Consider the following 23,787-nt stretch of genomic DNA (forward strand, 5'->3'; position numbering starts at 1 on the left):
CGGAGGAATGGGACGAGCGCCGTTGCCTGGGGCCGCGGCGGGCGCCGCGGCTCGCCCCGAGCCTGGTGGCCGACGCCATCGCAACGCTCCTCGGGGCGGAGCCCGCGATTTTATCGGCTGTGCGCGGTCAGATGGGCCAGCGGGCCGGCGGTGCTGATGCCGGGGCCGGCGCGGCGCGCGCCCGGCGGCGGCGCCTCCAGCGGCGCCTCGTCGAAGCCGGCGATCTCCTCGCGCGGCAGCTCGGCGACACGCTCGGCGCCGCGGCGCATCGCCACGCCGACGGCCAGGATGTCGATGACCAGCAGGTGCAGGATGCGGCTGATCATCGGCACGTGCGTCGACGGGTCCTCGAGGTGGTCGACGATGATCGCGACGTCGGCCTTCTTCGCCAGCGGCGACTGGCTGGCGGTGATCGCCAGCACCGGCGTGCCGCGTTCGTGGGCCTTGTCGGCCACCGCCAGCAGGTCCTCGACCTGGCCGCTGCTGCTGATGATCACGGCGACGTCTGTCGGCCGCATCACGTTGGCCGTCAGCACCTGCAGGCGGTGTTCGGTGACGGCCATCGACGGCACGCCGAAGCGCAGGAACTTCAGCTGCGCGTCGTCGGCGACGACGCCGTAGTGGCCGACGGCGAAGAACTCGACACGCTCGGCCGCGGTCAGCAGGTCGATCGCGCGGTCGATGGCGTCGCGGTTGAGCTGGTCGCGCACCTGCAGGATCGCCGGCGCGGTGTTGCCCAGCACCTTGACGCCGAGTTCCAGCATCGTGTCCTCGCCGGTCACCTGGGTGTGCGTGACCGGGATCGTGCCGGTCAGGCTGGAGGCGAGGCGCAGCTTGAAGTCGGACAGGCCCTCGCAGCCCAGCGAGCGGCAGAAGCGGATCACGGTCGGCTGGCTGACCGACGCGGCGCGTGCGATCTCGGCGATCGGGTCCGACAGCGTCGGCCGCGGGTGCGCGAGCACGTGGTCGGCGACGCGGCGCTCGGCCGGCGACAGCTTGTTGCGCACGCGCCGGATCAGGCCGAGCACGGCGGTGTCCTGCTGCGCGTCCATGCGCCGCAGCTGCTCGGCGAGGATCGCCGAGGCGCCGGCGAAGGTCGCGTTGTCGGCGGTGACGACGAAGGTCGGGATCGTGCGCACGTAGTCGCTGAAACGGCCCTTGTCCTCGAAGCGGGCACGGAACGGCGAGCGTTCGAAGTACTCGCCCAGCCGCGGCACGATGGCGCCGCCGATGTAGATGCCGCCGAAGGCGCCCAGCGTCACCGCCAGGTTGCCGGCGGCGGTGCCGAGGATCGAGCAGAAGGCTTCCACCGCCTGCAGGCACAGCGCGTCGCCGCCGTCGATCGCGCGGCGTGTGATCTCGGTGGCCGCCAGCGGCTCGCCGCCGCGGCCTTCGGAGACGGCGCGGTAGATCAGCTCCAGCCCCGGGCCCGACAGCAGGCGCTCGAAGGACACGTGCTCGTGCTGGCGCGCGGCGTAGCGCAGGATCGCGATCTCGCGTTCGTCGCGCGGCGCGAAGCTGGCGTGGCCGCCTTCGGTGCCCAGCGCGATGTAGCCGTCGGCCGTCGGGATCAGGCCCGAGACGCCCAGCCCGGTGCCGGCGCCGATGACGCCGATGACGCTGCGCTCGCGCGCCTCGCCGGGGCCGACCTGGCGGCGCTGGGCGTTGGACAACCGCGGCAGCGCCATCGCCAGCGCGGTGAAGTCGTTGATGACGACCAGCGTCTGCAGCCCCAGCCGCTCGCGCATCTGCTCGATCGAGAACTGCCAGTGGTAGTTCGTCATGCGCACCAGGTCGCCCTCGACCGGGTTGGCGATGGCGACGGCGGCGTGTTCGATGCTCTCGGCCAGCGCGGCCGGCAGCGAGCCCAGATAGGCGCGCACCGCGGAATGGAAGTCCGGGTGCGCCGCGCAGGGAATCGAGGCGACGTGGCCGAAGACCGCGGGGGCGGCCTCGACGGCGAAGCGGGCGTAGTTGCCGCCGATGTCGGCGATCAGGCGGGGGTGTTCGAAAGGCGTCATGGCCGTTGGCGAGCTCCGGGCCGTCTGACGGTGCGGCCGGGGTAACGATGTAGCCGGACTACCGATCCCGTCAGATCCGCGTCCAAGGGTGCCTGCACCAGAAGGTGGCCAGGACAGCCCTGCTTCAAGGAAGCCCAAGCAGGCCGCGTGCCCGGCGAGCCTGGGGTCAGGGGGAAGCCCTCAGTTGCCCTCATGCAACATTGGCTTGTCGCGCACTTGTAGTTTTGCTACCTTTTCTCCGCTTTGCAAGCATCTTGCCGTGCATCGCAGCGGCGCCGATCCGGCGCGCCTGGTTCGAGTCGAGGAGGGCTTGCGTGAACCATCACCCGATCGTCGCCGTGTGCGCCGGCCGGCCCTCGTCGAGCGCGGCGGGGGAGGGATTGTCGTGAACCTCGACGCCGCGGCCGGGCAGACGTGGCTGGTGGCCGACATCGGCGGCACCAACGCCCGTTTTGCGCTCGTCGACGGCCCCGGGGGCGCGCCGCGCGACATCCACCGCGTGCGCTGTGCCGACCATCCCGGCCCGGTCGAGGCCGCGGGCGCCTACCTGGCCGAGCGGCAGGCCGCGGCCGGGGCTGCCTGGCGCCCGCCGTCGTGGGCCGCGTTCGCGGTCGCCACGCCGGTCGGGCAGGACCGCATCGAGCTGACCAACAGCGCCTGGTCGTTCTCGCGCGCCGCGAGTGAGGCCGCGCTCGGGTTGGACGGCCTGCTGATGCTCAACGACTTCGAGGCGCTCGCGCTGTCGCTGCCCGGGCTGGCGCCGCGGCAGCTGCGCGCCCACGGCGCGCTGCCCAGCGCGCGCGGAACGCTGGCCGTGCTGGGGCCCGGCACCGGCCTGGGTGTCGGCGGCCTGCTCGAGACCGCGCACGGCTGGCGCGCGATCGCCGGCGAAGGCGGGCACGCGACGCTGGCGGCGGCCGACGACTTCGAGGCCGAGGTCCTGCGCACCGTGCGCGGCGAGTTCGCCCACGTCTCGGCCGAGCGGCTGCTGTCGGGCATCGGCCTGCCGACGCTGTACCGCGCCGTCGCCCGGGTGCGCGGCGAGACGGCCGCCGAGCTGACGGCCGAGGACATCGGCACGCGCGGCGCCAGCGGCCAGGACACGTTGTGCGCGGCCACGCTGGACACCTTCTGCGCGATGCTGGGCGGCTTTGCCGGCAATGTCGCGCTGACTTTCGGGGCGCGCGGCGGCGTCTTCATCGGCGGCGGCATCGTGCCGCACTTCGCCGACTTCTTCTTCGCGTCGCGCTTTCGCGAGCGTTTCGAGTCCAAGGGGCGTTTCCGCGCCTACCTCGAGGCGATCCCGACGGCGCTGATCGTCGAGCCGTACGCGGCGCTGTATGGCGCCGCCGCGGCCATCGAGGCGCGGCGCCGCCGCGCCGGCTCAACCGGCCACGCCGCATGAACGCGCCGTGGCATCCAGGCGCCCGTCGGGCCGGGGGACCGCGAGACCCCGCGCGCGACGGCACAGCCGCGACCGCCTGGACGACGGTCGCGATTCGGGTCGGGGCTTGCACGACGGGCGCCCGCCGAATTCCCTTCCCGTCCCCATCACCAATAGACCACGAATGAGGAGTTCATGATGTCTCGCCTTCACACCCGACTTCTTCCGCTCGCCGCCGCTGCCGCGCTGTGCAGCGGCAGCGCGTTCGCGCTGGACTTCAACGGCTACCTCCGCTCGGGCGGCGGCAGCAACTCCGAGGACGGCGGCCAGGTCTGCTTCGCGCTGCCGGGCACGCCCGGGCTGACCGGCACCAAGTACCGCCTCGGCAACGAATGCGACACCTACGCCGAGCTCGGCTTCACGCAGGAGCTCTTCGAGTCCAAGAAGGACGGCGTGAAGTTCATCTACCACGGCATGCTGTCGTACTCGATCAACAACAACGACAACAGCGACAGCTACGCGAGCCTGGTCGACGATGGTGACATCGCGGCGCGCCAGAACTACATCGAGGTGAAGAACCTGCCGATGATGAACGGTGCGGCGGTCTGGGTGGGCAAGCGCTACTACCAGCGCCAGGACATCCACATCAACGACTTCTACTACTGGGATACCTCGGGCACCGGCTTCGGTGTCGAGGGCTACAAGATCGGCGACAGCGGCCTGAACCTCAGCTATGCGCTGTTCCGCAACACGATGGGCCAGGACACGGCGGCCACGCGGCACGACTTCCGCGTCGGCGGCATCGGCCTGGGCGCCTATGGCGACCTGACGCTGGGCCTGCAGTACAACACCGCCGACACCAGCGTCGACGCCAACGACAACAACGGCTGGGGCTTCACGGTCCAGCACTTCAAGGGCGGCGTGCTCGGCGGCTTCAACAAGGCGGCGCTGCAGTACTCGAAGGGCACCGTCGCGCAGTTCGACTACGGCTATCCGGCGACCGACGAGATGGCCAACTCCGACGGTGCCAAGAAGTGGCGCTTCGTCGAAATCCTGAACTGGCAGACGACGCCGAAGTTCGGCGGCATGGCGACCTTCATCTACCAGAAGTCCGACACGCCGAAGAGCGACTGGATCGGCTTCAACGGCACCTGGATGTCCGCCGGCGTGCGTCCGGTCTACGCGATCAACGACTACTTCCGCATCGTCGCCGAACTCGGCCACGACCGGATCAAGCCGAACGACGACGCCAGCTACCAGAAGACGATCAACCTGACGAAGTTCACCATCGCGCCGACGCTGGCGGTGGGCCCGAGCTTCTGGGCGCGTCCTGAGCTGCGCCTGTTCTACACCTACGCCAAGTGGAACGAGGCGGCGCGCGACATCTACGCCGGCGCGATCGCCGGTGGCAAGTTCGGCACGGCCACGCACGGCAGCACGATCGGCTTCCAGGTCGAGGCCTGGTGGTGACGAGCTGAGCGACGGCCGCCTCGGGCGGCCGTCCGGCCAGCAAAAAGGCGCTCCGACGGAGCGCCTTTTTTCATGGGGCCGTGTCGCCGGCCCCCGCGGGCCGCGTCACTTGCGTGCCTTCAGCGCCTCTTCCAGCGTCAGGTAGGCCGTGCAGTCGCCCTGGTTGATGAAGATCTGGCGGCCCTGCGGCAGGAACCAGGCCGAGTCCTTCACGCAGTCCTTGCTGTCACCGCGGTGGATGATGTAGTTGATCTTGCCGTTGCGGAATTCGTTGGCCGGCACCTGCCAGTACACGCCGAAGCCGTCCTTGCCGGTGGGCTGCATCGGGTTGCCCCAGGTGATGCCCATGATCGGCGCGTCGGACTTGGTCTTGGCGCCGACGACCTGGCCGTCCTGCACCTTCTCGAACGATTCCCAGAAGTGCACGCCCCAGCCGGCGTAGTTGCCGTCCGGGCGGTAGTAGTGCAGCGAGACCGAGTCGGCCGGCACCTCGGCGGCCTTGACGGCGTCCTGCGCGGCGGCCGGGCCGGACGAGAGCAGGGCGGCGGTTCCGAGTGCGGCGATCCAGGCGAGTCGTTTCATCTTTGCTCCTTCGGTGGGGTTCGAACGGGCCGCCCACCCGCGGCCTCCTTGGTTCACTTCAGCGCTTCGAGCAGCACCACGCCGCGCGGGTCGGCGTCGAGCGTGACCTTGCCGGCCGCCACCGTCGCGCGGCCGCCGCCGTAGGCGTCCTGCACGCGCGTGCCGTCGGCGAAGACCTCGGCGACGTCGATCGTCACCGTGCCGCGGGCGCCGATGGCCGCGACGATGCGGTCCTCGGGCAGCACGCGGGCGAAGGTGTAGGGCTGGGCCGCGATCTGGCGGTGCTGGCCGCGTGCGATGGCGACGTGGCGGGCGCGGAACTGGCCCAGCTTGCGCCAGTGCGCCAGCGCCGCCGTGTCCAGGCTGGCCCAGTTCATGTCCGAGCGTGTCGACTGCTGCGGGTCGCCGTAGGCCGCCGGGCCGTCGGGGCGCGCGCTCTCGTCGCCGTAGTAGATCTGCACGCCGCCGGGCGCCAGCATCAGCGCCGTGGCGCCGTCGAGGATCGCCTTGCGGTCGAAGAGCTGGGTGTCGTGCGAGGAGAGGTAGGACAGCACGTTGTGCGTCGCCGGCGCGGCCAGCGTGCGGGCGTACTCGGCGTAGACCGGCTCGAGTTCGGCTCCCTTGGCCTCGGCGCGGCGCTGGAAGTCGAAGTTGATCATGTTGTCGAAGCCGATGTCGTAGTGCCGCGTGCGCGCGATGCCCTGGCCCCAGTGTTCGCCGGTCATCCAGAACGGCGCGTCGTCGATCGCGGCCTTCGGGTTGGCGGCCTTCCACTCGGCCAGCGCCTTCGTGGACGCGTCCTTCAGCGCCGTCCACGAGGCATATTCGACGTGCTTGACGGTGTCGGCGCGGAAGCCGTCAATGCCGTAGTCGCGCACCCAGCGCGAGAGCCAGTTGACGAGGTAGCCGCGCACCGTCGTGTCGGGCAACTCCACCGCCTCGGTGTCGGCCTTCTTCTTCAGGAACGGCGGCAGGCCGACCGGCTTGTCCGACTCGGTCTTGAAGTCGGGCAGGTAGGCGAGCTGCTTCGTCAGGTCGTCGCTGCCGCCTTCGGTGTAGCCGCGCAGCCCGGAGCGGATCCAGTCCGGCCCCCACCACTGCAGCCAGGCCGGGTCGTTGTAGTCGATCCACGAGTGGTAGTCGCGCAGCGTCGCGGCCTCGTAGCCCTTCCAGAGCATGCCGCGCTTCCTGTCGGTCTCGGGCTCGGTGACGTACTCGGACAGGCTCTGGATGTCGCCGTAGCCCGGGTGGTTCATCACGACGTCGAACAGGATGCGGATGCCCTGGCCGTGCGCGGTGGCCACCAGCTCGCGCAGCTCGGCCGGCGTGCCCATGTTCGCGTCGAGCTTCGTGAAGTCGAGCGCGAAGTAGCCGTGGTAGCCGTAGTGCTTGAACTCCTTGCTGCCGCCGACCACCCAGCCGTGGATCTGCTCGTAGGGCGCGGTGATCCAGATCGCGTTGACGCCCAGCTCGCGGAACCAGCCTTCGCGCAGCTTCTGCGTGATGCCGGCGAGGTCGCCGCCGTGGAAGCTGCCGATGTCGTCCTGCGGCCGGGCTTCGCGCGTGCGGCCGTAGCTGCCGTCGTTGGCCGGGTTGCCGTTGGCGAAGCGGTCGGTGACGACGAAGTAGACGATCGGGTTGTCGGCGAAGCGCCCGGGGCGCGCGGCGGGCTCGTCGGCGGCCCAGACGGACGAGACGGCAAGGGCGGCCGCGAGCGCGGCGAAGGTGCGGCGGAACATCATGCGGCGCAGTCCGGTGAGGTGCGTCAGCCCTTCACGCCACCCGCCGTGAGGCCGGAGACGATCCACTTCTGGGCGAACAGGAAGACGAGCGTGATCGGCAGGCCCGACAGCACCGCCGCGGCGGCGAAGTCGCCCCACAGGTAGCGTTGCTCGTAGAGGAAGTACTTGGAGCCGACGGCCAGCGTCAGGTTGTGCTCCTGGCGCAGCAGGATCGACGCCACCGGGTACTCGATGACCGCGCCGATGAAGGCGAGCACGAAGACGACCATCAGGATCGGCACCGCCATCGGCAGCAGCACGTAGCGGAAGGCCTGCCAGTGCGTCGCGCCGTCGACCTTGGCGCATTCCTCGATCTCGACGGGGATGGTGTCGAAGTAGCCGCGGATGGTCCAGATGTGCATCGCGACGCCGCCGAGGTAGGCGACGATCAGCCCGGCGTGGGTCTCGATGCCCAGCCAGGGCACGTAGCTGCCGATGGCCTCGAAGATCGCGTAGATGGCCACCAGCGCCAGCACCGCCGGGAACATCTGCAAGAGCAGCATCGAGTTCAGGATCTGCGTCTTGAAGCGGAACTTCAGCCGCGCGAAGGCGTAGGCCGCGGTCGTCGAGATCGCGACGATCAGGAAGGCCGAGATGCCGGCGATCTTCACCGAGTTCCACAGCCAGCGCAGCACCGGGAAGGGCGGCTGCACGAGGCTGCCATCGGCGGCCTGGTACGGGATGCCGAGCGCCAGCTTCCAGTGCTCGAAGCTGATCGTCTCGGGGATCAGCGAGCCGGTGGCGAAGTTGCCCGGGCGCAGCGAGATCGAGACGATGGCCAGCAGCGGGAACACCGTCACCGCGATCAGCGTGATCAGGAACAGGTGCGCGCCGATCAGGCGCCAGCGTTGCGACTTGCCGGTGACGATGGCCATGCGCTACTTCCGTTCGTCGTTGACCTTGGCCAGCTTCAGGTTGGCCATCGACAGCATCGCCACGAGGAAGAAGATGATCGTCGAGATCGCCGCGGCGAGCCCGAAGTTCTGCCCCGAGTCCTGGAACGCGATGCGGTAGGTGTAGGACACCAGGATGTCGGTCGTGCCGGCCGGCACCTTGGTGTTGAGGAAGTCGGGCCGCCCGTTGGTGAGCAGCGCGATCAGCACGAAGTTGTTGAAGTTGAACGCGAACGACGCGATCAGGAGCGGCGTCAGCGGCTTGACGATCAAGGGCGCCGTGATCTTCCAGAAGTTGGTCAGCGGCTTGGCGCCGGAGATCGCCGAGGCCTCGTACAGGTCCGACGGGATCGCCTTGATGAGCCCGGTACAGAGCACCATGATGTACGGGTAGCCCAGCCAGGTGTTGACCAGCAGGATCATCACCTTGGCCAGGAACGGGTCGGCGAACCACGACGGCTTGATGCCGAACAGCGCGTTCAGGATCAGGTTGATCTCGCCGAAGTTCTGGTTGAACAGGCCCTTGAAGACCAGGATCGAGATGAAGCCCGGCACCGCGTACGGCAGGAACAGCAGCGTGCGGTAGACGGTGCGGAAACGCAGCGCCTCCCAGTTCAGCAGCACCGCCAGCGTCGTGCCGACGGCCAGCGTCAGCAGCACCGTCAGCCCGGCGAAGACGACGGTCCAGACGAAGATGCGGATGAACGGGCCGCGGAAGTCCGGGTCCTCGACCATGCGCAGGTAGTTGCCCAGGCCGATGCCGACCTTGAAGCCCGGCTGCAGGCGCTCGCCGGCCTCGTTCTCGTAGAAGCCGGTGTCGTGGTTGGCGCGGAAGAGCTCGCCGGTGGCGGTCTGCCGCAGCACGCCGTCGGCTTCACGCGTGAAGGTCGGCACCAGCGGCGCGAACTCGCGCACGCCGGCATAGGACAGCGCGCTGCCGTCGGGCAGCACGAGCTTCAGCGCTGCCAGCGCCTGGCGGTTCTTCAGCACCGCGCCCAGCGGCAGCGGTTCGCCGGGCGTGTAGCCCGACGCGGCCAGCGGCTCGAGCCTGAGCTCCTGCGCGCCGCCCAGCGTCAGCGCCGGCGTGACGACGCTGCGCGCCGCGCGGGTCTCGGGTTCCTCGTCGTCGTCGGCCTGGCCCGGCGCCAGCACGAGCCGCAAACGCTCGCCGTCGGGATGCAGCGTGAAGCCCCAGCCGTGGCCTTCGCCGGGTGTCGTCTGCTCCAGCAGGTAGGCGCTGGCGCGCTCGTAGCTCAGCAGGTTGGACGAGGAGTAGTTCGTGAACCCGATCTGCACCGTGTACAGCAGCGGGAAGGCGACGAACACCAGCATCCCGGCCAGGCCGGGGAACAGGTAGCGGTAGGCGAAGGCGACGTTGGACAGGTAGACGAAGAAGCCCAGCCCGAACAGCCCGAGCAGCGCCACCGCCCACAGCGGCTGGCCGCTGGCGTAGATGCGGAACACCAGCCACAGGCAGGCCAGCGCCGTGACCGTCGTGAACGGCCACTTCAGCAGTCGGCCCCAGTCGGTTCGTCCCATCGTCGTCCCGTGGCGCCTCCCTCGCGGGCGCCGTCGCTCGAACCGGGGCGGCGCCAGGCCGCCCCGTGCGTGTGCCACCGGGCGGGGCCGCGCGGGCGCCCGCCGGTGGCCGGCCGTGCCGGCTTACTTGCCGAGCATGCGCGCGGCGGCCGCGTCGAGCGCTTCCTTCGGGGGCTGGCGGCCGTTGGTGATGTTCTCCAGCGCCGAGGCCATCGACGACCAGAAGCGGCCCATCTCGGGGATGTTGGGCATCGGCTCGCCGCGGCGGGCGTTCTCCATCGTCGCCTTGATGTTGGGGTCGTTGGAGAGCTCCTTGAAGAACGCCTTGTTCGCCGGCGTGCCCAGCGGCACGTCGGCGTTGATCGTCTTCAGCGAGTCGACCTTCAGCAGCGTGTTCTCGATGAACTCCTTGGCCACGTCCTTGCTCTTGCTGGGCGCGGAGATCATGCAGCCGAGCACGCCGACGAACGGGCGCGAGGGCTTGCCGGCGACGTCGGGGATCGGCGCGACGCCGAAGTCGATCTTGCTCTTGCGCAGGTTGTCCCAGGCCCAGGGGCCGGTGATCATCATCGCCACGTCGCCCTTGTTGAACGCGGCTTCCATCTCGGCGTAGCCCGAACCCTTGGGCATGTTGCCGTTCTTGATCATCGAGGCCAGCAGCTCGGCACCCTTGACGGCACCGGCCGAGTTGACGCCGACCTTGGCCGGGTCGTAGTCGCCCTTGGCGTCACGGCCGAAGACGCTGCCGCCACCGGCGGCCAGGATCGGCCAGGTGAAGTAGGTGTTGTTGTAGTCCCAGAGGATGGCGTGCTTGCCCTTGGCCGACAGCTCCTTGTCGAGCTTGATCACGTCGTCGAAGCTCTTCGGCGGCGTCTTCACCAGCGCCTTGTTGTAGACTAGGCCGATGGCCTCGACCGAGATCGGGTAGCCCCAGGTCTTGCCCTGGTAGCCGAAGGCCTTCCAGGCGGTGTCCTCGATCTCGTCGCGCACCTTCTTCGACGGGTTGACCGGCACGATCAGGCCCGACTTGGCCCACTCGCCCATGCGGTCGTGCGGCCAGCAGAAGACGTCCGGGCCCTTGCCGGCGGCGGCGGCCTGCTGGAACTTGCCCGGGGCGTCTTCCGGGTGCTCGACGGTGACCGGCACGCCGGTGGCCTTGGTGAAGGCGTCGCCGACCTTCTGCAGCCCGTTGTAGCCCTTGTCGCCGTTGATCCAGACCAGCAGCTTGCCGGCTTCCTGCGCGCTGGCGGCGCCGGCGAAGGCGAAGGACGCGACGATGGCTGCTGCGGCGGCGATCGGCTTGATGGTTGTCGTCATGGTGGCTCCTCAGTCGTTGTCTTGACGGTGTGGGAACGAAAGCGTCGCGGGGCGGGGTGCCGTCAGGCGGCCTCGCGCTGCGGCAGGCGGTACAGGCGCCGGAAGGCGCGGCCCTCGGCGTCGAACAGGTGGCAGTGCGACGGCGGGATGCCCAGCTTCAGCCGGTCGCCGGCGATTGCGGTCGAGCCGCCGCCGAGTTCGCAGGTCATCGCCTCGTCGACGCCGGCGCAGTTGACGTAGCCGTGCGTCTGGCTGCCCAGCGACTCGACGAAGGTCAGCTCGACCTCGATCGTGTTGTGCGCCGCGCCGAGCTCGAAGTGCTCGGGGCGCACGCCCAGCGTCACCTTGTCGCCCGGCCGCGCGGCGGCGGCGTCGACCTCGGCGCGCAGCACGGCGCCGGACGGCAGGCGCACGCTGGCGCCGCTGGCGTCGGCCGAGACGATCTCGCCGCTGATGAAGTTCATCTTCGGCGAGCCGATGAAGCCGGCGACGAAGAGGTTCACCGGGTACTCGTAGAGCTCCAGCGGCGCGCCGACCTGCTCGACCTTGCCGGTGGACAGCACGACGATGCGGTTGGCCAGCGTCATCGCCTCGACCTGGTCGTGCGTGACGTAGACCATCGTCGTCTTCAGGCTCTCGTGCAGCTTGGCGAACTCGTAGCGCATGCGCACGCGCAGCGCGGCGTCCAGGTTGGACAGCGGCTCGTCGAAGAGGAAGACCTCGGGCTTGCGCACGATCGCGCGGCCGATCGCCACACGCTGGCGCTGGCCGCCGGACAGCGCCTTGGGCTTGCGGTCCAGCAGGTGCTCGATGTTGAGGATCTTCGCCGCGCCGTGCACCGCGCGGTCGATCTCGTCCTTCGGCATCTTGGCCAGCTTCAGGCCGAAGGCCATGTTGTCGTACAGCGTCATGTGCGGGTACAGCGCGTACGACTGGAAGACCATCGCGATGCCGCGCTCGGCCGGCGGCACGTCGTTGACGACGCGTCCGCCGATGCGCAACTCGCCCGACGTGATGTCTTCCAGCCCGGCGATCACGCGCAGCAGCGTGGACTTGCCGCAGCCCGAGGGCCCGACGAAGACCATGAACTCGCCGTCGTGGATCTCCAGATTGATGTCGTGAAGCACTTTCGTCTCGCCGAAAGCCTTGTTCACGTTCGTCAACCGGACGTCTGCCACCTCTCGCACCTCCGCCATCGCGCCCCGGATCGGGCTCGACCACCACGACCCTTGCGCTCCTGGCGCATGCCGATGTAGAGAATATACATCGGTGTACCTCGATGAAACCGGGTTTACTCTATTGGTTGGCTTTGTCAATCGTTGCGAATCAAGGACTTAGCGTGATACCCCGCGGGCTGATGTAGGATTGTTACGGCGGCTCGCCCTCGGCCGTGTCGCGGCGGCGCCATGCCGCCCGGGGCCGCGGGGTGCGACACTGGCCGTCTCCAGACATGAGGAGCTTGTCGATGCGTGCGTTCCCGTCCGGCGCCTGGCGCCCGGTGTCCTGCGCGGCCGTGCTGGCCTGCGCCGCCTCGATCGCGTTCGCCCAGGCGCCCGGTGGGCGCAGCGAGCGTTTTCTGCGCGACAGCAGCGCCGACCGCGTGGTGTCGACGGTGCTGGCGGCGACCCACGACTACGTGCGCATCGAGCGCGCCGAACCCGGTGCGGCGCCGTCGCTGCACCCGGCCGTCGTGCCCTCGGAGCAGCTGCGGGCCCTGCTCGTGCCGCTGCGCAACGCCGTCAAGGATGACGAGCTGTTCACCGCCGACGAGCTCGACGTGCTCGCGCCGGCGCTGGCCAAGGCGCTGGCCCAGGCCGAGCCCGGGCAGGACGTCGCGTTCGCGGTCACCGGGCGTCACGGCGGTTTCGGGCCGCTGGTGCCGCGCACCGTGACCACCGGGCGCGTGTTCCGCAGCGCCGACGGCCTGCAGCTGATCGCCGGCATGGTCTGGGCGCCGTTCGAGAGCCAGTACCTGGCGACCGGCGTGCGCGTCGCGTTCGAGCCTGGCCGCCGCGCGGCGCCGGTCGACGCCGGCGTGCGCATCGCTGCGCCCAACGGCCGCAGCGTGCGTGCCGACTGGGTGTCGCTGCTGGTGGCGCCTGCCGCGGCGCCGGCCCCCCGGGCTGCGACGACGGCTCCCGCTGCGGCCGCGCCGGTGGCGCCCGCGGCGGCGGGCGCCGCCGTCCCGCCGGCGGCCGCCCCGGCCCCGGCGCCGCAGCGTCCGCGTGACGCGGGCTTCTACGAGGATCAGGAGCAGCGGCTGCGCACCCTCAAGCGTCTGCACGACAACGGCCTCATCACCGACGAGGAGTACCGGCAGAAGCGCTACGAGGTGCTGCAGCAGCTCTGAGGCCGGACGCAGGGCGCCGGGAGGCGTCCTGCGCCTGCCGAAGGGCCGAGCGCGATTTCACGCCCGAGGGCTGAGTCTGGACGCCGGACGGCGTCCAGCGCCCGCGCCGGTTCAGCGCACGTCGAACACACGCACCGAGCGCGCGGCCATCGTGATCGAGGCCTCGCCGCCGGCGCTGGCCGTGGTGTCGCCGCCGCCGCTCGGGTACAGGCTGCCCAGCGTCGCGCTGGCCGGCAGGCCGGTGACCGTGGCGGTGGCGCTGCTCGTGCCGTAGTTCAGCACCACCAGCGTGCGCTCGCCGCCTTGCGTGCGCTGGAAGCTCAGCAGCGTGCCGCTGGCCTGCGGCTGCAGGTAGTCGCCGGCCGAGATCGACGGCCGCTCGCCGCGCAGCGCCAGCATCGCCTTGTAGAACGCGAGCAGCGAGTCCGGGTCGGCGGCCTGGGCCTGCACGTTTTGCGTCGCGGCGTTGGCCGAGCGTGCCCGGTACGGCGTGCCGGTCGTGAAGCCGCCGGCGGCCGTCCAGCTCATCGGCGTGCGCAGCTTGGCGTCGCCGTCCAGCGTCGAGGCGCCGGCCATGCCGATCTCCTCGCCGTAGTAGACGAAGGGCACGCCCGGCTGCAGCAGGTAGGTGGCCGCGGCGAGCTTGTACTGCGCGACGTTGCCGCCGAACTGGTCCCAGGGGCGCTGGCCGGCGAAGCTGTCGTGGTTGGACAGGAAGGTCGCCGCCCCGGCCGGCGCCGTGACCGGGTAGGCGGCGACGGCGGCGACGGCCGCCGTGTCGCCCTTGGCCGCGGCGATCAGCTGGCCCTGGTAGCCGAAGGCGAAGGCGCTGCCGCAGCTGGCGGCGTAACCGGCCGGGTCGCTCGGGCCTTCGCAGACCATGTAGCGGCGGGTGTAGCCGCCGACGAGGTCGCGCACCCCGGCCATCAGCACGTGGTTCTGCGGCTGGTTCTCCCAGGCTGCCGGGCCGTTCTCGACCAGGTTGCCGACGGCGTCGAAGCGGAAGCCGTCGACCCCCAGGTTCAGCCAGAAGCGCAGGTTGTCGTGGTGCCAGGCCACGACCGCCGTGTTCTGCAGGTTGAAGTCGGGCATCTGGTCCCAGAACGGCGCGAAATACCAGCTGCCGTTGGCCGAGCGCCAGGGGTCGCCGCCGTAGATGTTCCAGCCGGCCGGACGCGAGCTCTGCCAGACGTACCAGTCGCGGAAGGTGTTGGTGCTGCCGGCACGCGAGTTCACGAAGGCCGGGTGCTGGGCGGCGCTGTGGTTCATCACGTAGTCGACGATGACGCCCAGGCCGCGCGCGTGCGCGGCGGCGACCAGCGCCTCGAGGTCGGCGACGCTGCCGTAGTCGCGCTCGATCGCGCGGTAGTCCTTGACCGCGTAGCCGTGGTCGCCGTCCTGGCTGGCGGTGACCGGCATCAGCCAGATGCCGCCGACGCCGAGCGCCTGCAGGTAGTCCAGGCGCGAGATCAGGCCCTGCAGGTCGCCCTTGCCGTCGCCGTCGCTGTCCTGGTAGCTGCGCACGAAGACCTGGGCGATGCCGCGGCGCTGCCAGCCTTCGGCCAGCGGGCTGCCGGGGTCGGCGGCGGTGACGCTGCTGGTGTCGACGTCGGGCAGCGGGGCGTCGCCGCCTCCGCCGCCGCCGCCACAGGCGACGAGCAGGGCGGCCGCGGCGGCGACGGCGGGCAGGCGGAAGGCGCGGAGGGGCGTGGACATGATTCGGACGAACAATGGTGGTGTGTCGGACTGTAGTCCTGCTACACCGTCGCTTCACCAACTTCGTCGGCGAACCCGTGCGACCCAGGTGGGTTGGCGCTCTTGCGGCCCTGGTGTTTTCCCCGACGTCGGCGGCGGCGTGTATTTAAGCAACATGCTGTGGTCGCCGGCGGCAGCGGCGCCGTGCCGCGGGCCCGGCACGGCCGGCGGCCAAGGCCTATGATGCGCGCCCCTTTCGCCCGCCCCCGACACCGCCCCCGATGGCCGAAGCTCCCGCCACGCTCAACCCCGCCCAGCTCGCCGCCGTCCACCACCTGGAAGGCCCGTGTCTGGTGCTGGCCGGCGCCGGCTCGGGCAAGACGCGTGTCATCGTGCACAAGATCGCGCGGCTGCTGCAGGCCGGGCTGGAGCCGCGCCAGATCGCGGCCATCACCTTCACGAACAAGGCCGCCGCCGAAATGCGCGAGCGTGCCAAGCAGATCGTCGGCGGCCGCGCCGCCAAGGAGCTGGCGATCAGCACCTTCCACTCGCTGGGCGTGCGTCTGCTGAAGACCGACGGCTCTCGCCTCGGCCTGAAGGAGCAGTTCTCGATCTTCGACAGCGACGACGTGCTGGGCGTGCTGCGCGAGGCCGGTGGCTGCAACGACAACGCGGTGGCGCGCAGCTGGCAGTGGACGATCAGCCTCTGGAAGAACCAGGGCCTGGACGCCGACGCCGCGGCGCGCGCCGCCGCCGACGAGGACCAGCGGGTCGCCGCCGTCGTCATGAAGCGCTACGAGGAACGGCTGGCGGCCTTCCAGGCGGTGGACTTCGACGACCTGATCTCGCTGCCGCTGAAGCTGCTGGCGCGCGACGCCGAGGCGCGCGAGAAGTGGCAGGGCATGTTCCGCCACATCCTCGTCGACGAATACCAGGACACCAACGCCGTGCAGTACGAGCTGCTGAAGGCGCTGGTCGGCGAGCACACGCCGTTCACCGCGGTGGGCGACGACGACCAGAGCATCTACGGCTGGCGTGGCGCGACGATCGAGAACCTGAAGCGCCTGCCGCAGGACTTCCCGCGGCTGAAGGTCATTCCGCTGGAGCAGAACTACCGCTCCACCGGCAACATCCTGCGCGCTGCCAACAACGTCATCGCGCAGAACCCGAAGATCTACGAGAAGAAGCTCTGGAGCGAGTTCGGCGACGGCGAGCCGGTGCGGCTGCTGGAGTGCGACAGCGAGGAGCACGAGGCCGAACGCGCCGTCGCGCGCATCCAGGCGCTGCGTGGCGCCGACGCGCGCATCGCCTGGGCCGACTTCGCGATCCTCTACCGCGCCAACCACCAGGCCCGCATCCTCGAGCAGAAGCTGCGTCAGGCGCAGATCCCGTACAAGGTCTCGGGCGGCCAGAGCTGGTTCGACCGCGCCGAGATCAAGGACCTCTGCGCCTGGCTGCGCCTGCTGGTGAATCCCGACGACGACCCGGCCTTCCTGCGTGCCGTGACGACGCCCAAACGCGGAATCGGCCACCAGACGCTGGCCTCGCTGGGCGAGTTCGCCGGCAAGTGGAAGGTGAGCCTGTTCGAGGCGCTGTTCTCGCCGACGCTGAAGACCGCGCTGAAGGGCAAGGCGATCGACTCGCTGCACGAGTTCGGCCGTTACGTGAACGCGCTGGAGGAGCGCGCGCGCCACACGCGCGGCGGCGAGGAGGCGCGCAAGCTGATGCTGGAGTTCCTCACCGACATCGGCTACGAGCGCCACCTGCACGACGGCGAGGAGAGCGAGAAGATCGCCGCCTCGCGCTGGAGCAACGTCGTCGATTTCGTCGACTGGATCGCGCGCCGCGCCGGCGGCGACGAGGACCGGCCCGAGCAGACGGTGCTGGAGGTGGCGCAGACGATCGCCGTCATCATCAGCCTGGCCGAACGCAGCGAGGACCAGGACGTCGTCACGCTGTCGACGCTGCACGCCTCCAAGGGCCTGGAGTGGCCGCACGTCGTGCTGGCCGGCGTCAACGAAGGCCTGCTGCCGTTCCGCGCCGGCGAGGAGGAGATGACGCCCGAGCGCCTGGAAGAGGAGCGGCGGCTGATGTACGTCGGCATCACGCGCGCGCGGCGCACGCTGGTCGTCAGCACGCTGCGCCGGCGCAAGAAGGGGCGCGAACTCGTCGCCGCAGTGCCCAGCCGCTTCATCGCCGAGATGAAGCTCAACGAGTCCACCGGCCGCGAGGATCCGCGCGAACGCCTGGCCAAGCTGCGCGCCGCGCTCGCGGCCAAGGCCTCGGCGCCGGCGCCGAGCGCTGACTCCTAGACGCCCAGCTCCTTCAGCAGCGGCCTGACCCAGGTGTCGAGGTCGGCGGCGCGCAGCGCGCCGATGCGGCGCAAGCGCACGCGACCGGCGGCGTCGACGACGAAGGTCGCCGGCACGCCCGGCAGCCGCCAGGGCGCGGCCAGCGCGCCGTCGGCGTCTTCGAGCACGGTCTGGTACGGGTTGCCCTGGCGCGCCAGCCAGCCGCGTGCGGCGTCGCGGCGGTCCTGGTGGGTGACGCCGACCATCGCCAGCCGGCGCTCGGCCGCCAGTGTCACGAGCAGCGGATGCTCGTCGCGGCACGGTGCGCACCACGAGGCCCAGAAGTTCAGCAGCCAGGGCCGGCCGGCGAGCGCGGCCGAGGACCACGCGGCCGCCGGATCGTCCAGCCGCGGCCCGGCCAGCGGTGGCGCCGGTTCGTCGACGAGCGGTGACGCCCCGGCGGGGCCGAAGCGGCGCATCAGCTCGCCGGCGCCGACGGCCAGCACCGCCACGCCGGCGGCTCCGAGCACCACCCGGCGCCGCGTCACGCTCACATGCCCTTGAACAGGCCGTTGTAGCTGCGGCTGACTTCCAGCTTCTGCGGGTGGCCGCGCACGCTGACGATCTGGCGGCCGCGGAAGTCGCGCGTGACGCCCGAGATCGCGTTGACGTTGACCAGCGCGCTGCGGTGGATCTGCCAGAAGCGCTGCGGGTCGAGCTCGTCGACCAGCTCCTTGATCGGCTTCCTGATCAGCGCCTCGACCTGCGCCGTCTGCACGCGCGTGTACTTCTCGTCGCTGACGAAGAACAGCACGTCCTGCACCGGGATCATCTGGATCGCGTTGCCGACGCCGGCCTGGATCCACTCGAGGTAACGCGGTGCGGCCGCCGGGTTCAGCTGGGCGGCCAGCCGGTGCAGCAGCTGCTGCATGTTCGGCCCGGTCGGGGCCTCGTCGCCGTCGCCGCGGCGCGCCGCCAGGCGCTTGCGCAGCCGCTCGACGGTGAGCTGCAGGCGCTCGCGCTCGGCGGGCTTGAGCACGTAGTCGGCGACACCCTGCTCGAAGGCCTCGACCGCGTACTGGTCGTAGGCGGTGATGAAGACGATCTCCGGCAGCGGCTCGTCGTCGTCGCCGCCGTCGCGCGGCGGCAGCTGGGCGATCTGGCGCGCCGCGTCGACGCCGGTCAGCCCCGGCATGCGAATGTCGAGGAAGACGATGTCCGGGCGGTGCTGGCCGACGAGCTCGACGGCTTCGAGGCCGTTGCGCGCCTCGGCGACGATCTCGAGTTCGGGCCAGACCTCGGCCAGGCGGGCGCGGAGCTGGTCGCGCATCAGGCGCTCGTCGTCGGCGAGCACGGCGCGCACGGGGGCGTTGTCGTTCATCGTGGGTTCCTGACGGGGTTCAGGCCGTGGCGGCGGCGGCCGTCGCCGCGCCTTCGACCGGGCGGTACGGTACCGTGATCGTGACCACCGTGCCGCCGGGCTGGTTCTCGGTGATCGCCAGCGTGGCCTTGCCGCCGTAGAGCATCTGCAGGCGTTCGCGCACGTTGGCCAGGCCGACGCCGGTGCCGGCGGTCGCGGCCTTGCCGAAGCCCAGGCCGGTGTCGGCCACCGTCACCTGCAGCTTGCCGTGCACGACCTGGGCGCGCACCGTCAGCGAGCCGCCTTCGGGCTTGGGCTCCAGGCCGTGCTTGATCGCGTTCTCGACCAGGGTCTGGATCATCATCGGCGGGAACTCGGCCGACAGCAGGCCGTCGGGCACGTCGACCACCGTGGCCAGGCGTTCCTCCATGCGCACCTTCAGGATCTCCAGGTAGGGGCGGATGACGGCGATCTCGCGGCCGAGCTCGCGCACGCCGCCGTCGCTGGTCTCGCGCATCGTCGGCATGCTGGCGCGCAGCAGCGCGATCAGGTTCTTCTGCATCTGGCTGGCGCGCTGCGGGTCGGTCTCGATCAGGTGGTCGATCGAGGCCAGCGTGTTGAACAGGAAGTGCGGCTCGACCTGGGCCTGCATCGCCGCCATGCGCGCCTCGACGACCTGGCGGCGCAGCGCCTCGGCCTCGGCGGTCTCGGTGGCCTGTGCGGCCTTGGCCTCGGCCTGGATGCGGCCCTTGTAGGTCGCCTTGATCAGCGCCGAGCCCATGATCCACAGCAGTGCCAGGTCGCTGAGAAAGTCGCCCCAGTGGATGCGGCGCACGCGGCGGCCGCCGCTGTCGATGACGACGTCCTCCTCGGCCGCCGCCTCGCGCGCGGCGGCGGCAGCTTCGCGTGCGGCTTCGGCGGCGTCGCGGGCGGCCTGCTTCTGGTCCTCGATGGCCTCGCGGATCGCGTCGCGCGCTTCCTGGATCGCCTCGCGGATGGCTTCGCGGTCGACGTTGGCCGGCACGTTGATCGTGATGCCGTCGTCGGCCGTCGACGCGGCGTTCTGCGCGATCTCGGCCGCCGAGGCCGCGGCCGACGCCGCCTGGGCGGCCGGCTCGGCGTCCTTGGGCGTGATACGGATGCCGTGTTCGTCGATGCGGATGTCCAGCGACCCGCCGGTGCCTGCGGAGGCGCCGGAGGCCGGCTGCGGCGGCGCTGCGACCACCGGCGGCGCGGGCGGCGCCGGCGGCTCGACCGGCTTGCGCGCCGGGCGGGCCGGCCGGTCGTTCTCGATCGTCTCGGTGACCGTCCAGCGGAACGGCGGCATCTCCTCGAGGATGGAGGCGGCCACCAGCAGCAGGATGGACAGCACGACGAAACGCTTCCAGCTGATGCCGACCAGCCAGTTCGCGTAGACGTGGAAGGCGCGAACGGTCTGGTCGCGCAGCCGCGCCCAGTCGATGTCGTCTTGATAGCGGTAGGCGGAACTCATGGTGATCGGGGCGCGCCGTGGGCGATGGGAGCACTGTACGCAGGCACCGTCGTGGTGCCACCGTCGGGCGACGCGCTGCAGCCGAGGGCGACAGGATGCGGCGATGTCCGACAAGACGAAGGGGAACTTTTACCCCGCGCCGGCCTTCTGTAGCGCAGATGCTCGCTCCAGCCACCCGATGCCGCCGATGTCCTGCGTATTCCTCCGCCACCGAGACGCTTCCCGCAAGCGGTGTCTCGGTGTCGGCGGCTCGGGTGTGAGCATGCACTCACCTGCGCCTTGGGGGCTGTCGGCCGATTGTGCGGAACCAACCGCGCCGGGGGCGGTCTTCCGTGGGACGGCCAGACGCCGCCCGAGGGCGCCGCAGGCCGTCCGGGGTGCGTGCCGTGCCCCGGTACCCGAGCAGGTGCTCGAAGAAGATCCTTCGAGAAAAGCGAAGCTTGCTGATTCAAATATCGCATTTACACGAAGTGAATGCGGCCCTAGATTCTCCGTCGGACCCAAGAAAGGAAACCTGCCATGCGCATGAGCACCCGCACCCGATTCGCGGTCAACGCCCTCGTCGACCTCGGCCTGCGCCAGCAGGCCGGCCCCGTGGCCCTGGCGGCCATCTGCGGCCGGCTGCAGGTGTCGCTGTCGTACATGGAGCAGGTGTTCGCCCGCCTGCGTCGCCAGGGGCTCGTCGAGAGCACGCGCGGCCCGGGCGGCGGCTACACGCTCGGCCGCCGCGCCGACGCGATCACGATCGCCGACGTCGTCTCCGCGGTCGAGGACCGTCCGGCGCCGGCCGCCGAGGTCACGCCCGGCCAGGCGCTGTGGTCCGAACTCGACGCGGTGATGATGCAGCACATGTCCGGCATCACGCTGGAGTCGCTGCTCGAGGAGCAGCGTGCCAAGGGTGTCGACATCGACGTCACGCCGCGCCGCCGCGCGCTGGCGATGCCGCGTCCGGCGCCGCGTGCGGTGACGACGCGCGCGCCGAACTCGGTGTTCGCCTTCGCGCGTTCGCTGGCCGACTGACCGTTCGACAGGCGGCGGGGTTCGCCCCGCCGCCCGGCCTCAGCGGTACAGCAACTGTGGCAGCCACAGCCCGATCGCCGGGAAGGCGTAGAGCAGCGCGATGGCGATGATCTGGATCCCCATGAACGGCAGCATGCCGGCGAAGATCTGGTTCAGCGTCACGTGCGGCGGGCTGACCCCCTTCAGGTAGAACGCGGCCATCGCCACCGGCGGCGACAGGAAGGCGGTCTGCAGGTTCAGCGCGACCAGCAGCCCGAAGAACAGCGGGTCCACCCCGAAGTGGTCCAGCAGCGGCACGAAGATGGGCATGAAGATCACGATGATCTCGGTCCACTCCAGCGGCCAGCCGAGGATGAAGATCAGCACCTGCGACAGCAGCAGGAACTCGGTCTTCGTCAGGTTCATCGACAGCACCCACTGCTCGACCAGCTCCTGCCCGCCCAGCAGCGCGAAGGCTGACGAGAAGATCGCCGAGCCGACGAACAGCCAGCACACCATCGCGCTGGTCTTGGCCGTCAGGAACACGCTCTCCTTGACGACGTTGAAGGTCAGCTGACGGTAGGCCGCGGCGAGCACGAAGCCGCCGAGCGCGCCGACGGCCGCGGCCTCGGTCGGCGTCGCCAGGCCGAAGACGATCGAGCCCAGCACCGCCATGATCAGCGCCATCAGCGGGAAGAACGAGCTCAGCAGCATCTTGAAGATCTCGAGCCGCTGGAAGCTGAGCAGCGCGTAGAAGGCCAGCAGCGCCACCGCGCCGGTGCCGACGCCGATCCAGTAGCCGCGTGGGGCGCTGCGGGCCTGCGCTTCGGCAGGTGGCGCCGCGGCCTCCGCGCCCGGCGGCTCGCCCAGCGCCTCGGCACCGGGCGGCTCGGACAGATCGGCGCTGCCGGGCGGCTCCTCCAGGCCGCCGGCCGGCGGCTCGGCGAGACCGCCGGCGTCGCCCGCCGCGCCGAGTTCGGTCAGGCCCTCGATCGCCGGCGCCGGGCCTGCTGCCGGCGCGGTCACGACCCGGTGCGCGCCGACGGCGACGAGCGCGAACACCAGCGCCGGCAGCAGCACGACCGCGAGCTGGCGCAGCAGATGGCCGGTCGGCACGTCGGCGTTGCGCCGGCCCTTGAGTGCCTGCAGCAGCGCCGGCAGCGCACGCTGCGCGCCTTCGGCGAAACGCGCGGTGGCCAGCGGCAGCCGCACCGTGCGCAGCTCGGGCGCCAGCGGCGGCGCCCAGCCCGGCTTGATGAGCGCGACGCCGATGACGAACAGCACGTACAGCCCGGCCAGCATCAGCCCCGGGAAGAAGGCGCCGGCGTAGAGCTGCACCACCGACACGCCGGCGGTCGCGCCGTAGACGATCAGCATCACCGACGGCGGGATCAGGATGCCCAGGCAGCCGCCGGCGGTGATCGCGCCGGCCGACAGCCGGATGTCGTAGCCGCTCTTGAGCATCTGCGGCAGCGCCAGCAGCCCCATCAGCGTGACGACGGCGCCGACGATGCCGGTGGCGGTGGCGAAGATCGCGCAGGTGAACAGCGTCGCCACCGCCAGCGAGCCCGGTACCCGCGCCATCGCCAGGTGCAGGCTCTTGAACAGCTTCTCGATCAGGTTGGCGCGTTCGACCAGATAGCCCATGAAGACGAACAACGGGATCGAGATCAGCACGTCGTTGCTCATCACCTTGAACGCCGACTGCACCATCAGGTCCAGCGTCTTGCCGGTGTCGCGCTCGTAGGCCAGCCAGGTGAAGATCATCCCCATGCCCATCAGCGTGAACGCCGTGGGGAAGCCGAGCATGATCGCGATGACGATCAGCGCCAGCATCAGCAGCCCGAGGTGGCCGTTGGTGATGGTCTCGGCACGCCCGAGCACGACGGCGATGCCGGCCAGGATCAGCGCCATCAGCGTGAAGCCGAACCAAAGTTCCTTGCGCAGCTTCACTCAGCGCTCCTTCGCTTGCACGTAGCGGTCCAGCTCGGCGATGTCCTCGTCCTTCACGTGCACCATCGCCTTCAGCTTGTCGACGTCGACCTCCTCGACGTCTTCGCCGCGCGAGGGCCAGCGGCCGTCGCGCAGGCACAGCACGCAGCGCACGATCTCCACCGCGCCCTGCAGCAGCAGCAGCGCGCCGGCCAGCGGGATGACGAACTTGAACGGATACAGCGGCAGCGGCGTCGCCGAGAAGGTCTTCTCGCGGATCGCCCAGGACTCCATCGCGTAGGTCCAGCCGGCCCAGGTCAGCGCGACGATGCCGGGCAGGAAGAACAGCAGGTACAGCACGAGGTCGACGGCGGCCTGCGTGCGCGGGCGGAAGAAGCCGTAGAGCACGTCGCCGCGCACGTGGTTGTTCTTGGCCAGCGTGTAGGCGCCGGCCATCATGAACAGCGCGCCGTAGAGCATGATCTGGCCGTTGAGCGCCCAGTCGTGCGGTTCGTTGAGCACGTAGCGCGAGAACACCTCGGCGCTGATGCCGAAGGTCAGCAGCACGATGGTCCAGGCGAACAGCTGGCCCATCCAGGTGGACAGGCGGTCCACCGCGAGCAGCAAGGATTGCATCGACTCCCTCGGGAGGGGCGGTCGCGAGGACCGAGAGACCGAAGA

18 protein-coding genes and 1 riboswitch are annotated in these 23,787 nt (G+C 70.4%); of the genes, 5 read left to right on the top strand and 13 right to left on the bottom strand.

Annotated features, from left to right (window positions below):
- Positions 1 to 7: 7 nt before the first annotated feature.
- A riboswitch (S-adenosyl-L-homocysteine riboswitch) is annotated at positions 8 to 98 on the bottom strand.
- 12 nt (positions 99 to 110) lie between these two features.
- Positions 111 to 2,021: a glucokinase gene (locus tag LOC65_RS09160; RefSeq protein ID WP_230247272.1), complete on the bottom strand. Its 1,911-nt coding sequence runs from the start codon at positions 2,019 to 2,021 to the stop codon at positions 111 to 113.
- Between the two features lie 385 nt (positions 2,022 to 2,406).
- Between LOC65_RS09160 and glk the strand changes: the two genes are divergently transcribed.
- Both glk and LOC65_RS09170 read left to right on the top strand, forming a co-directional pair.
- Positions 2,407 to 3,426: a glucokinase gene (gene glk / locus LOC65_RS09165; protein ID WP_164962509.1), complete on the top strand. Its 1,020-nt coding sequence runs from the start codon at positions 2,407 to 2,409 to the stop codon at positions 3,424 to 3,426.
- 174 nt (positions 3,427 to 3,600) lie between these two features.
- Entirely contained in the window at positions 3,601 to 4,875 is a 1,275-nt protein-coding gene (locus LOC65_RS09170; RefSeq protein WP_230247273.1) for a carbohydrate porin, read from the top strand.
- A gap of 105 nt (positions 4,876 to 4,980) precedes the next feature.
- Here LOC65_RS09170 and LOC65_RS09175 read toward each other — a convergent pair whose 3' ends face one another.
- The 6 genes from LOC65_RS09175 to LOC65_RS09200 form a co-directional block, all read right to left on the bottom strand.
- Complete coding sequence (locus LOC65_RS09175; RefSeq protein WP_009856693.1) at positions 4,981 to 5,457, bottom strand: pullulanase-associated domain-containing protein; 477 nt, start codon at positions 5,455 to 5,457, stop codon at positions 4,981 to 4,983.
- A 53-nt stretch (positions 5,458 to 5,510) separates the two neighbouring features.
- A complete protein-coding gene (locus LOC65_RS09180; RefSeq protein ID WP_009856692.1) occupies positions 5,511 to 7,199 on the bottom strand; it encodes an alpha-amylase family glycosyl hydrolase in 1,689 nt (562 codons plus the stop codon).
- A 23-nt stretch (positions 7,200 to 7,222) separates the two neighbouring features.
- Positions 7,223 to 8,113, bottom strand: a complete 891-nt coding sequence (gene malG, locus LOC65_RS09185) for a maltose ABC transporter permease MalG (protein ID WP_009856691.1) — start codon at positions 8,111 to 8,113, stop codon at positions 7,223 to 7,225.
- A 3-nt stretch (positions 8,114 to 8,116) separates the two neighbouring features.
- Entirely contained in the window at positions 8,117 to 9,670 is a 1,554-nt protein-coding gene (gene malF, locus LOC65_RS09190; RefSeq protein WP_164962510.1) for a maltose ABC transporter permease MalF, read from the bottom strand.
- A gap of 123 nt (positions 9,671 to 9,793) precedes the next feature.
- The gene (malE, locus tag LOC65_RS09195; RefSeq protein ID WP_009856689.1) at positions 9,794 to 10,987 is read right to left on the bottom strand and encodes a maltose/maltodextrin ABC transporter substrate-binding protein MalE; all 1,194 of its coding nucleotides are present in this window, start codon (positions 10,985 to 10,987) and stop codon (positions 9,794 to 9,796) included.
- Positions 10,988 to 11,049: 62 nt separating this feature from the next.
- Positions 11,050 to 12,165, bottom strand: a complete 1,116-nt coding sequence (locus LOC65_RS09200) for an ABC transporter ATP-binding protein (RefSeq protein WP_230247274.1) — start codon at positions 12,163 to 12,165, stop codon at positions 11,050 to 11,052.
- 287 nt (positions 12,166 to 12,452) lie between these two features.
- Here LOC65_RS09200 and LOC65_RS09205 point away from each other — a divergent pair, with 287 nt between their 5' ends.
- Positions 12,453 to 13,337 (top strand): SHOCT domain-containing protein, encoded by an 885-nt coding sequence (locus tag LOC65_RS09205; protein WP_230247275.1) that lies wholly within the window; start codon positions 12,453 to 12,455, stop codon positions 13,335 to 13,337.
- A gap of 111 nt (positions 13,338 to 13,448) precedes the next feature.
- Here LOC65_RS09205 and LOC65_RS09210 read toward each other — a convergent pair whose 3' ends face one another.
- Positions 13,449 to 15,053, bottom strand: a complete 1,605-nt coding sequence (locus tag LOC65_RS09210; protein ID WP_230247276.1) for an alpha-amylase family glycosyl hydrolase — start codon at positions 15,051 to 15,053, stop codon at positions 13,449 to 13,451.
- 260 nt (positions 15,054 to 15,313) lie between these two features.
- On the opposite strand from LOC65_RS09210, the gene LOC65_RS09215 reads away from it, so the two are divergent.
- The gene (locus LOC65_RS09215; protein WP_230247277.1) at positions 15,314 to 17,344 is read left to right on the top strand and encodes an ATP-dependent helicase; all 2,031 of its coding nucleotides are present in this window, start codon (positions 15,314 to 15,316) and stop codon (positions 17,342 to 17,344) included.
- Here LOC65_RS09215 and LOC65_RS09220 read toward each other — a convergent pair.
- From LOC65_RS09220 to LOC65_RS09230, 3 genes are read right to left on the bottom strand one after another with little or no spacing between them, the layout of a single operon-like run.
- Positions 17,341 to 17,871, bottom strand: coding sequence for a redoxin family protein (locus LOC65_RS09220; protein ID WP_230247278.1), 531 nt, complete (start codon positions 17,869 to 17,871; stop codon positions 17,341 to 17,343). The two genes, LOC65_RS09215 and LOC65_RS09220, sit on opposite strands and share 4 nt — an antisense overlap.
- 2 nt (positions 17,872 to 17,873) lie before the next feature.
- Complete coding sequence (locus tag LOC65_RS09225; protein WP_009855471.1) at positions 17,874 to 18,704, bottom strand: LytTR family DNA-binding domain-containing protein; 831 nt, start codon at positions 18,702 to 18,704, stop codon at positions 17,874 to 17,876.
- A gap of 19 nt (positions 18,705 to 18,723) precedes the next feature.
- A complete protein-coding gene (locus LOC65_RS09230) occupies positions 18,724 to 20,175 on the bottom strand; it encodes a sensor histidine kinase (RefSeq protein ID WP_009855470.1) in 1,452 nt (483 codons plus the stop codon).
- Between the two features lie 519 nt (positions 20,176 to 20,694).
- Here LOC65_RS09230 and LOC65_RS09235 point away from each other — a divergent pair.
- Positions 20,695 to 21,195, top strand: a complete 501-nt coding sequence (locus LOC65_RS09235; protein WP_009855469.1) for an Rrf2 family transcriptional regulator — start codon at positions 20,695 to 20,697, stop codon at positions 21,193 to 21,195.
- Positions 21,196 to 21,234: 39 nt separating this feature from the next.
- On the opposite strand, the gene LOC65_RS09240 is transcribed toward LOC65_RS09235, so the two are convergent.
- Together LOC65_RS09240 and LOC65_RS09245 are read right to left on the bottom strand one after the other, a co-directional pair.
- On the bottom strand, positions 21,235 to 23,127 hold the full coding sequence (locus LOC65_RS09240) for a TRAP transporter large permease subunit (RefSeq protein ID WP_230247279.1): 1,893 nt from the start codon (positions 23,125 to 23,127) through the stop codon (positions 21,235 to 21,237).
- Positions 23,128 to 23,742 carry a TRAP transporter small permease subunit gene (locus LOC65_RS09245; protein ID WP_029718441.1) on the bottom strand — a complete coding sequence of 205 codons (615 nt, stop codon included), beginning with the start codon at positions 23,740 to 23,742 and terminating at the stop codon, positions 23,128 to 23,130.
- Between the last annotated feature and the right edge of the window lie 45 nt (positions 23,743 to 23,787).

The sequence above is a fragment of the Rubrivivax sp. JA1055 genome (assembly GCF_020966565.1).
GTDB lineage: Bacteria > Pseudomonadota > Gammaproteobacteria > Burkholderiales > Burkholderiaceae_C > Rubrivivax > Rubrivivax benzoatilyticus.

What these genes read in the sequence shown, in the direction of transcription:
- LOC65_RS09160 (WP_230247272.1), bottom strand. Translation starts at nt 2,021, where the DNA reads ATGACGCCTTTCGAACACCCCCGCCTGATCGCCGACATCGGCGGCAAC.
- LOC65_RS09235 (WP_009855469.1), top strand. Translation starts at nt 20,695, where the DNA reads ATGCGCATGAGCACCCGCACCCGATTCGCGGTCAACGCCCTCGTCGAC.
- LOC65_RS09225 (WP_009855471.1), bottom strand. Translation starts at nt 18,704, where the DNA reads ATGAACGACAACGCCCCCGTGCGCGCCGTGCTCGCCGACGACGAGCGC.
- LOC65_RS09215 (WP_230247277.1), top strand. Translation starts at nt 15,314, where the DNA reads ATGGCCGAAGCTCCCGCCACGCTCAACCCCGCCCAGCTCGCCGCCGTC.
- malE (WP_009856689.1), bottom strand. Translation starts at nt 10,987, where the DNA reads ATGACGACAACCATCAAGCCGATCGCCGCCGCAGCAGCCATCGTCGCG.
- LOC65_RS09205 (WP_230247275.1), top strand. Translation starts at nt 12,453, where the DNA reads ATGCGTGCGTTCCCGTCCGGCGCCTGGCGCCCGGTGTCCTGCGCGGCC.
- LOC65_RS09175 (WP_009856693.1), bottom strand. Translation starts at nt 5,457, where the DNA reads ATGAAACGACTCGCCTGGATCGCCGCACTCGGAACCGCCGCCCTGCTC.
- LOC65_RS09245 (WP_029718441.1), bottom strand. Translation starts at nt 23,742, where the DNA reads ATGCAATCCTTGCTGCTCGCGGTGGACCGCCTGTCCACCTGGATGGGC.
- LOC65_RS09170 (WP_230247273.1), top strand. Translation starts at nt 3,601, where the DNA reads ATGATGTCTCGCCTTCACACCCGACTTCTTCCGCTCGCCGCCGCTGCC.
- LOC65_RS09210 (WP_230247276.1), bottom strand. Translation starts at nt 15,053, where the DNA reads ATGTCCACGCCCCTCCGCGCCTTCCGCCTGCCCGCCGTCGCCGCCGCG.
- LOC65_RS09230 (WP_009855470.1), bottom strand. Translation starts at nt 20,175, where the DNA reads ATGAGTTCCGCCTACCGCTATCAAGACGACATCGACTGGGCGCGGCTG.
- malF (WP_164962510.1), bottom strand. Translation starts at nt 9,670, where the DNA reads ATGGGACGAACCGACTGGGGCCGACTGCTGAAGTGGCCGTTCACGACG.
- LOC65_RS09180 (WP_009856692.1), bottom strand. Translation starts at nt 7,199, where the DNA reads ATGATGTTCCGCCGCACCTTCGCCGCGCTCGCGGCCGCCCTTGCCGTC.
- malG (WP_009856691.1), bottom strand. Translation starts at nt 8,113, where the DNA reads ATGGCCATCGTCACCGGCAAGTCGCAACGCTGGCGCCTGATCGGCGCG.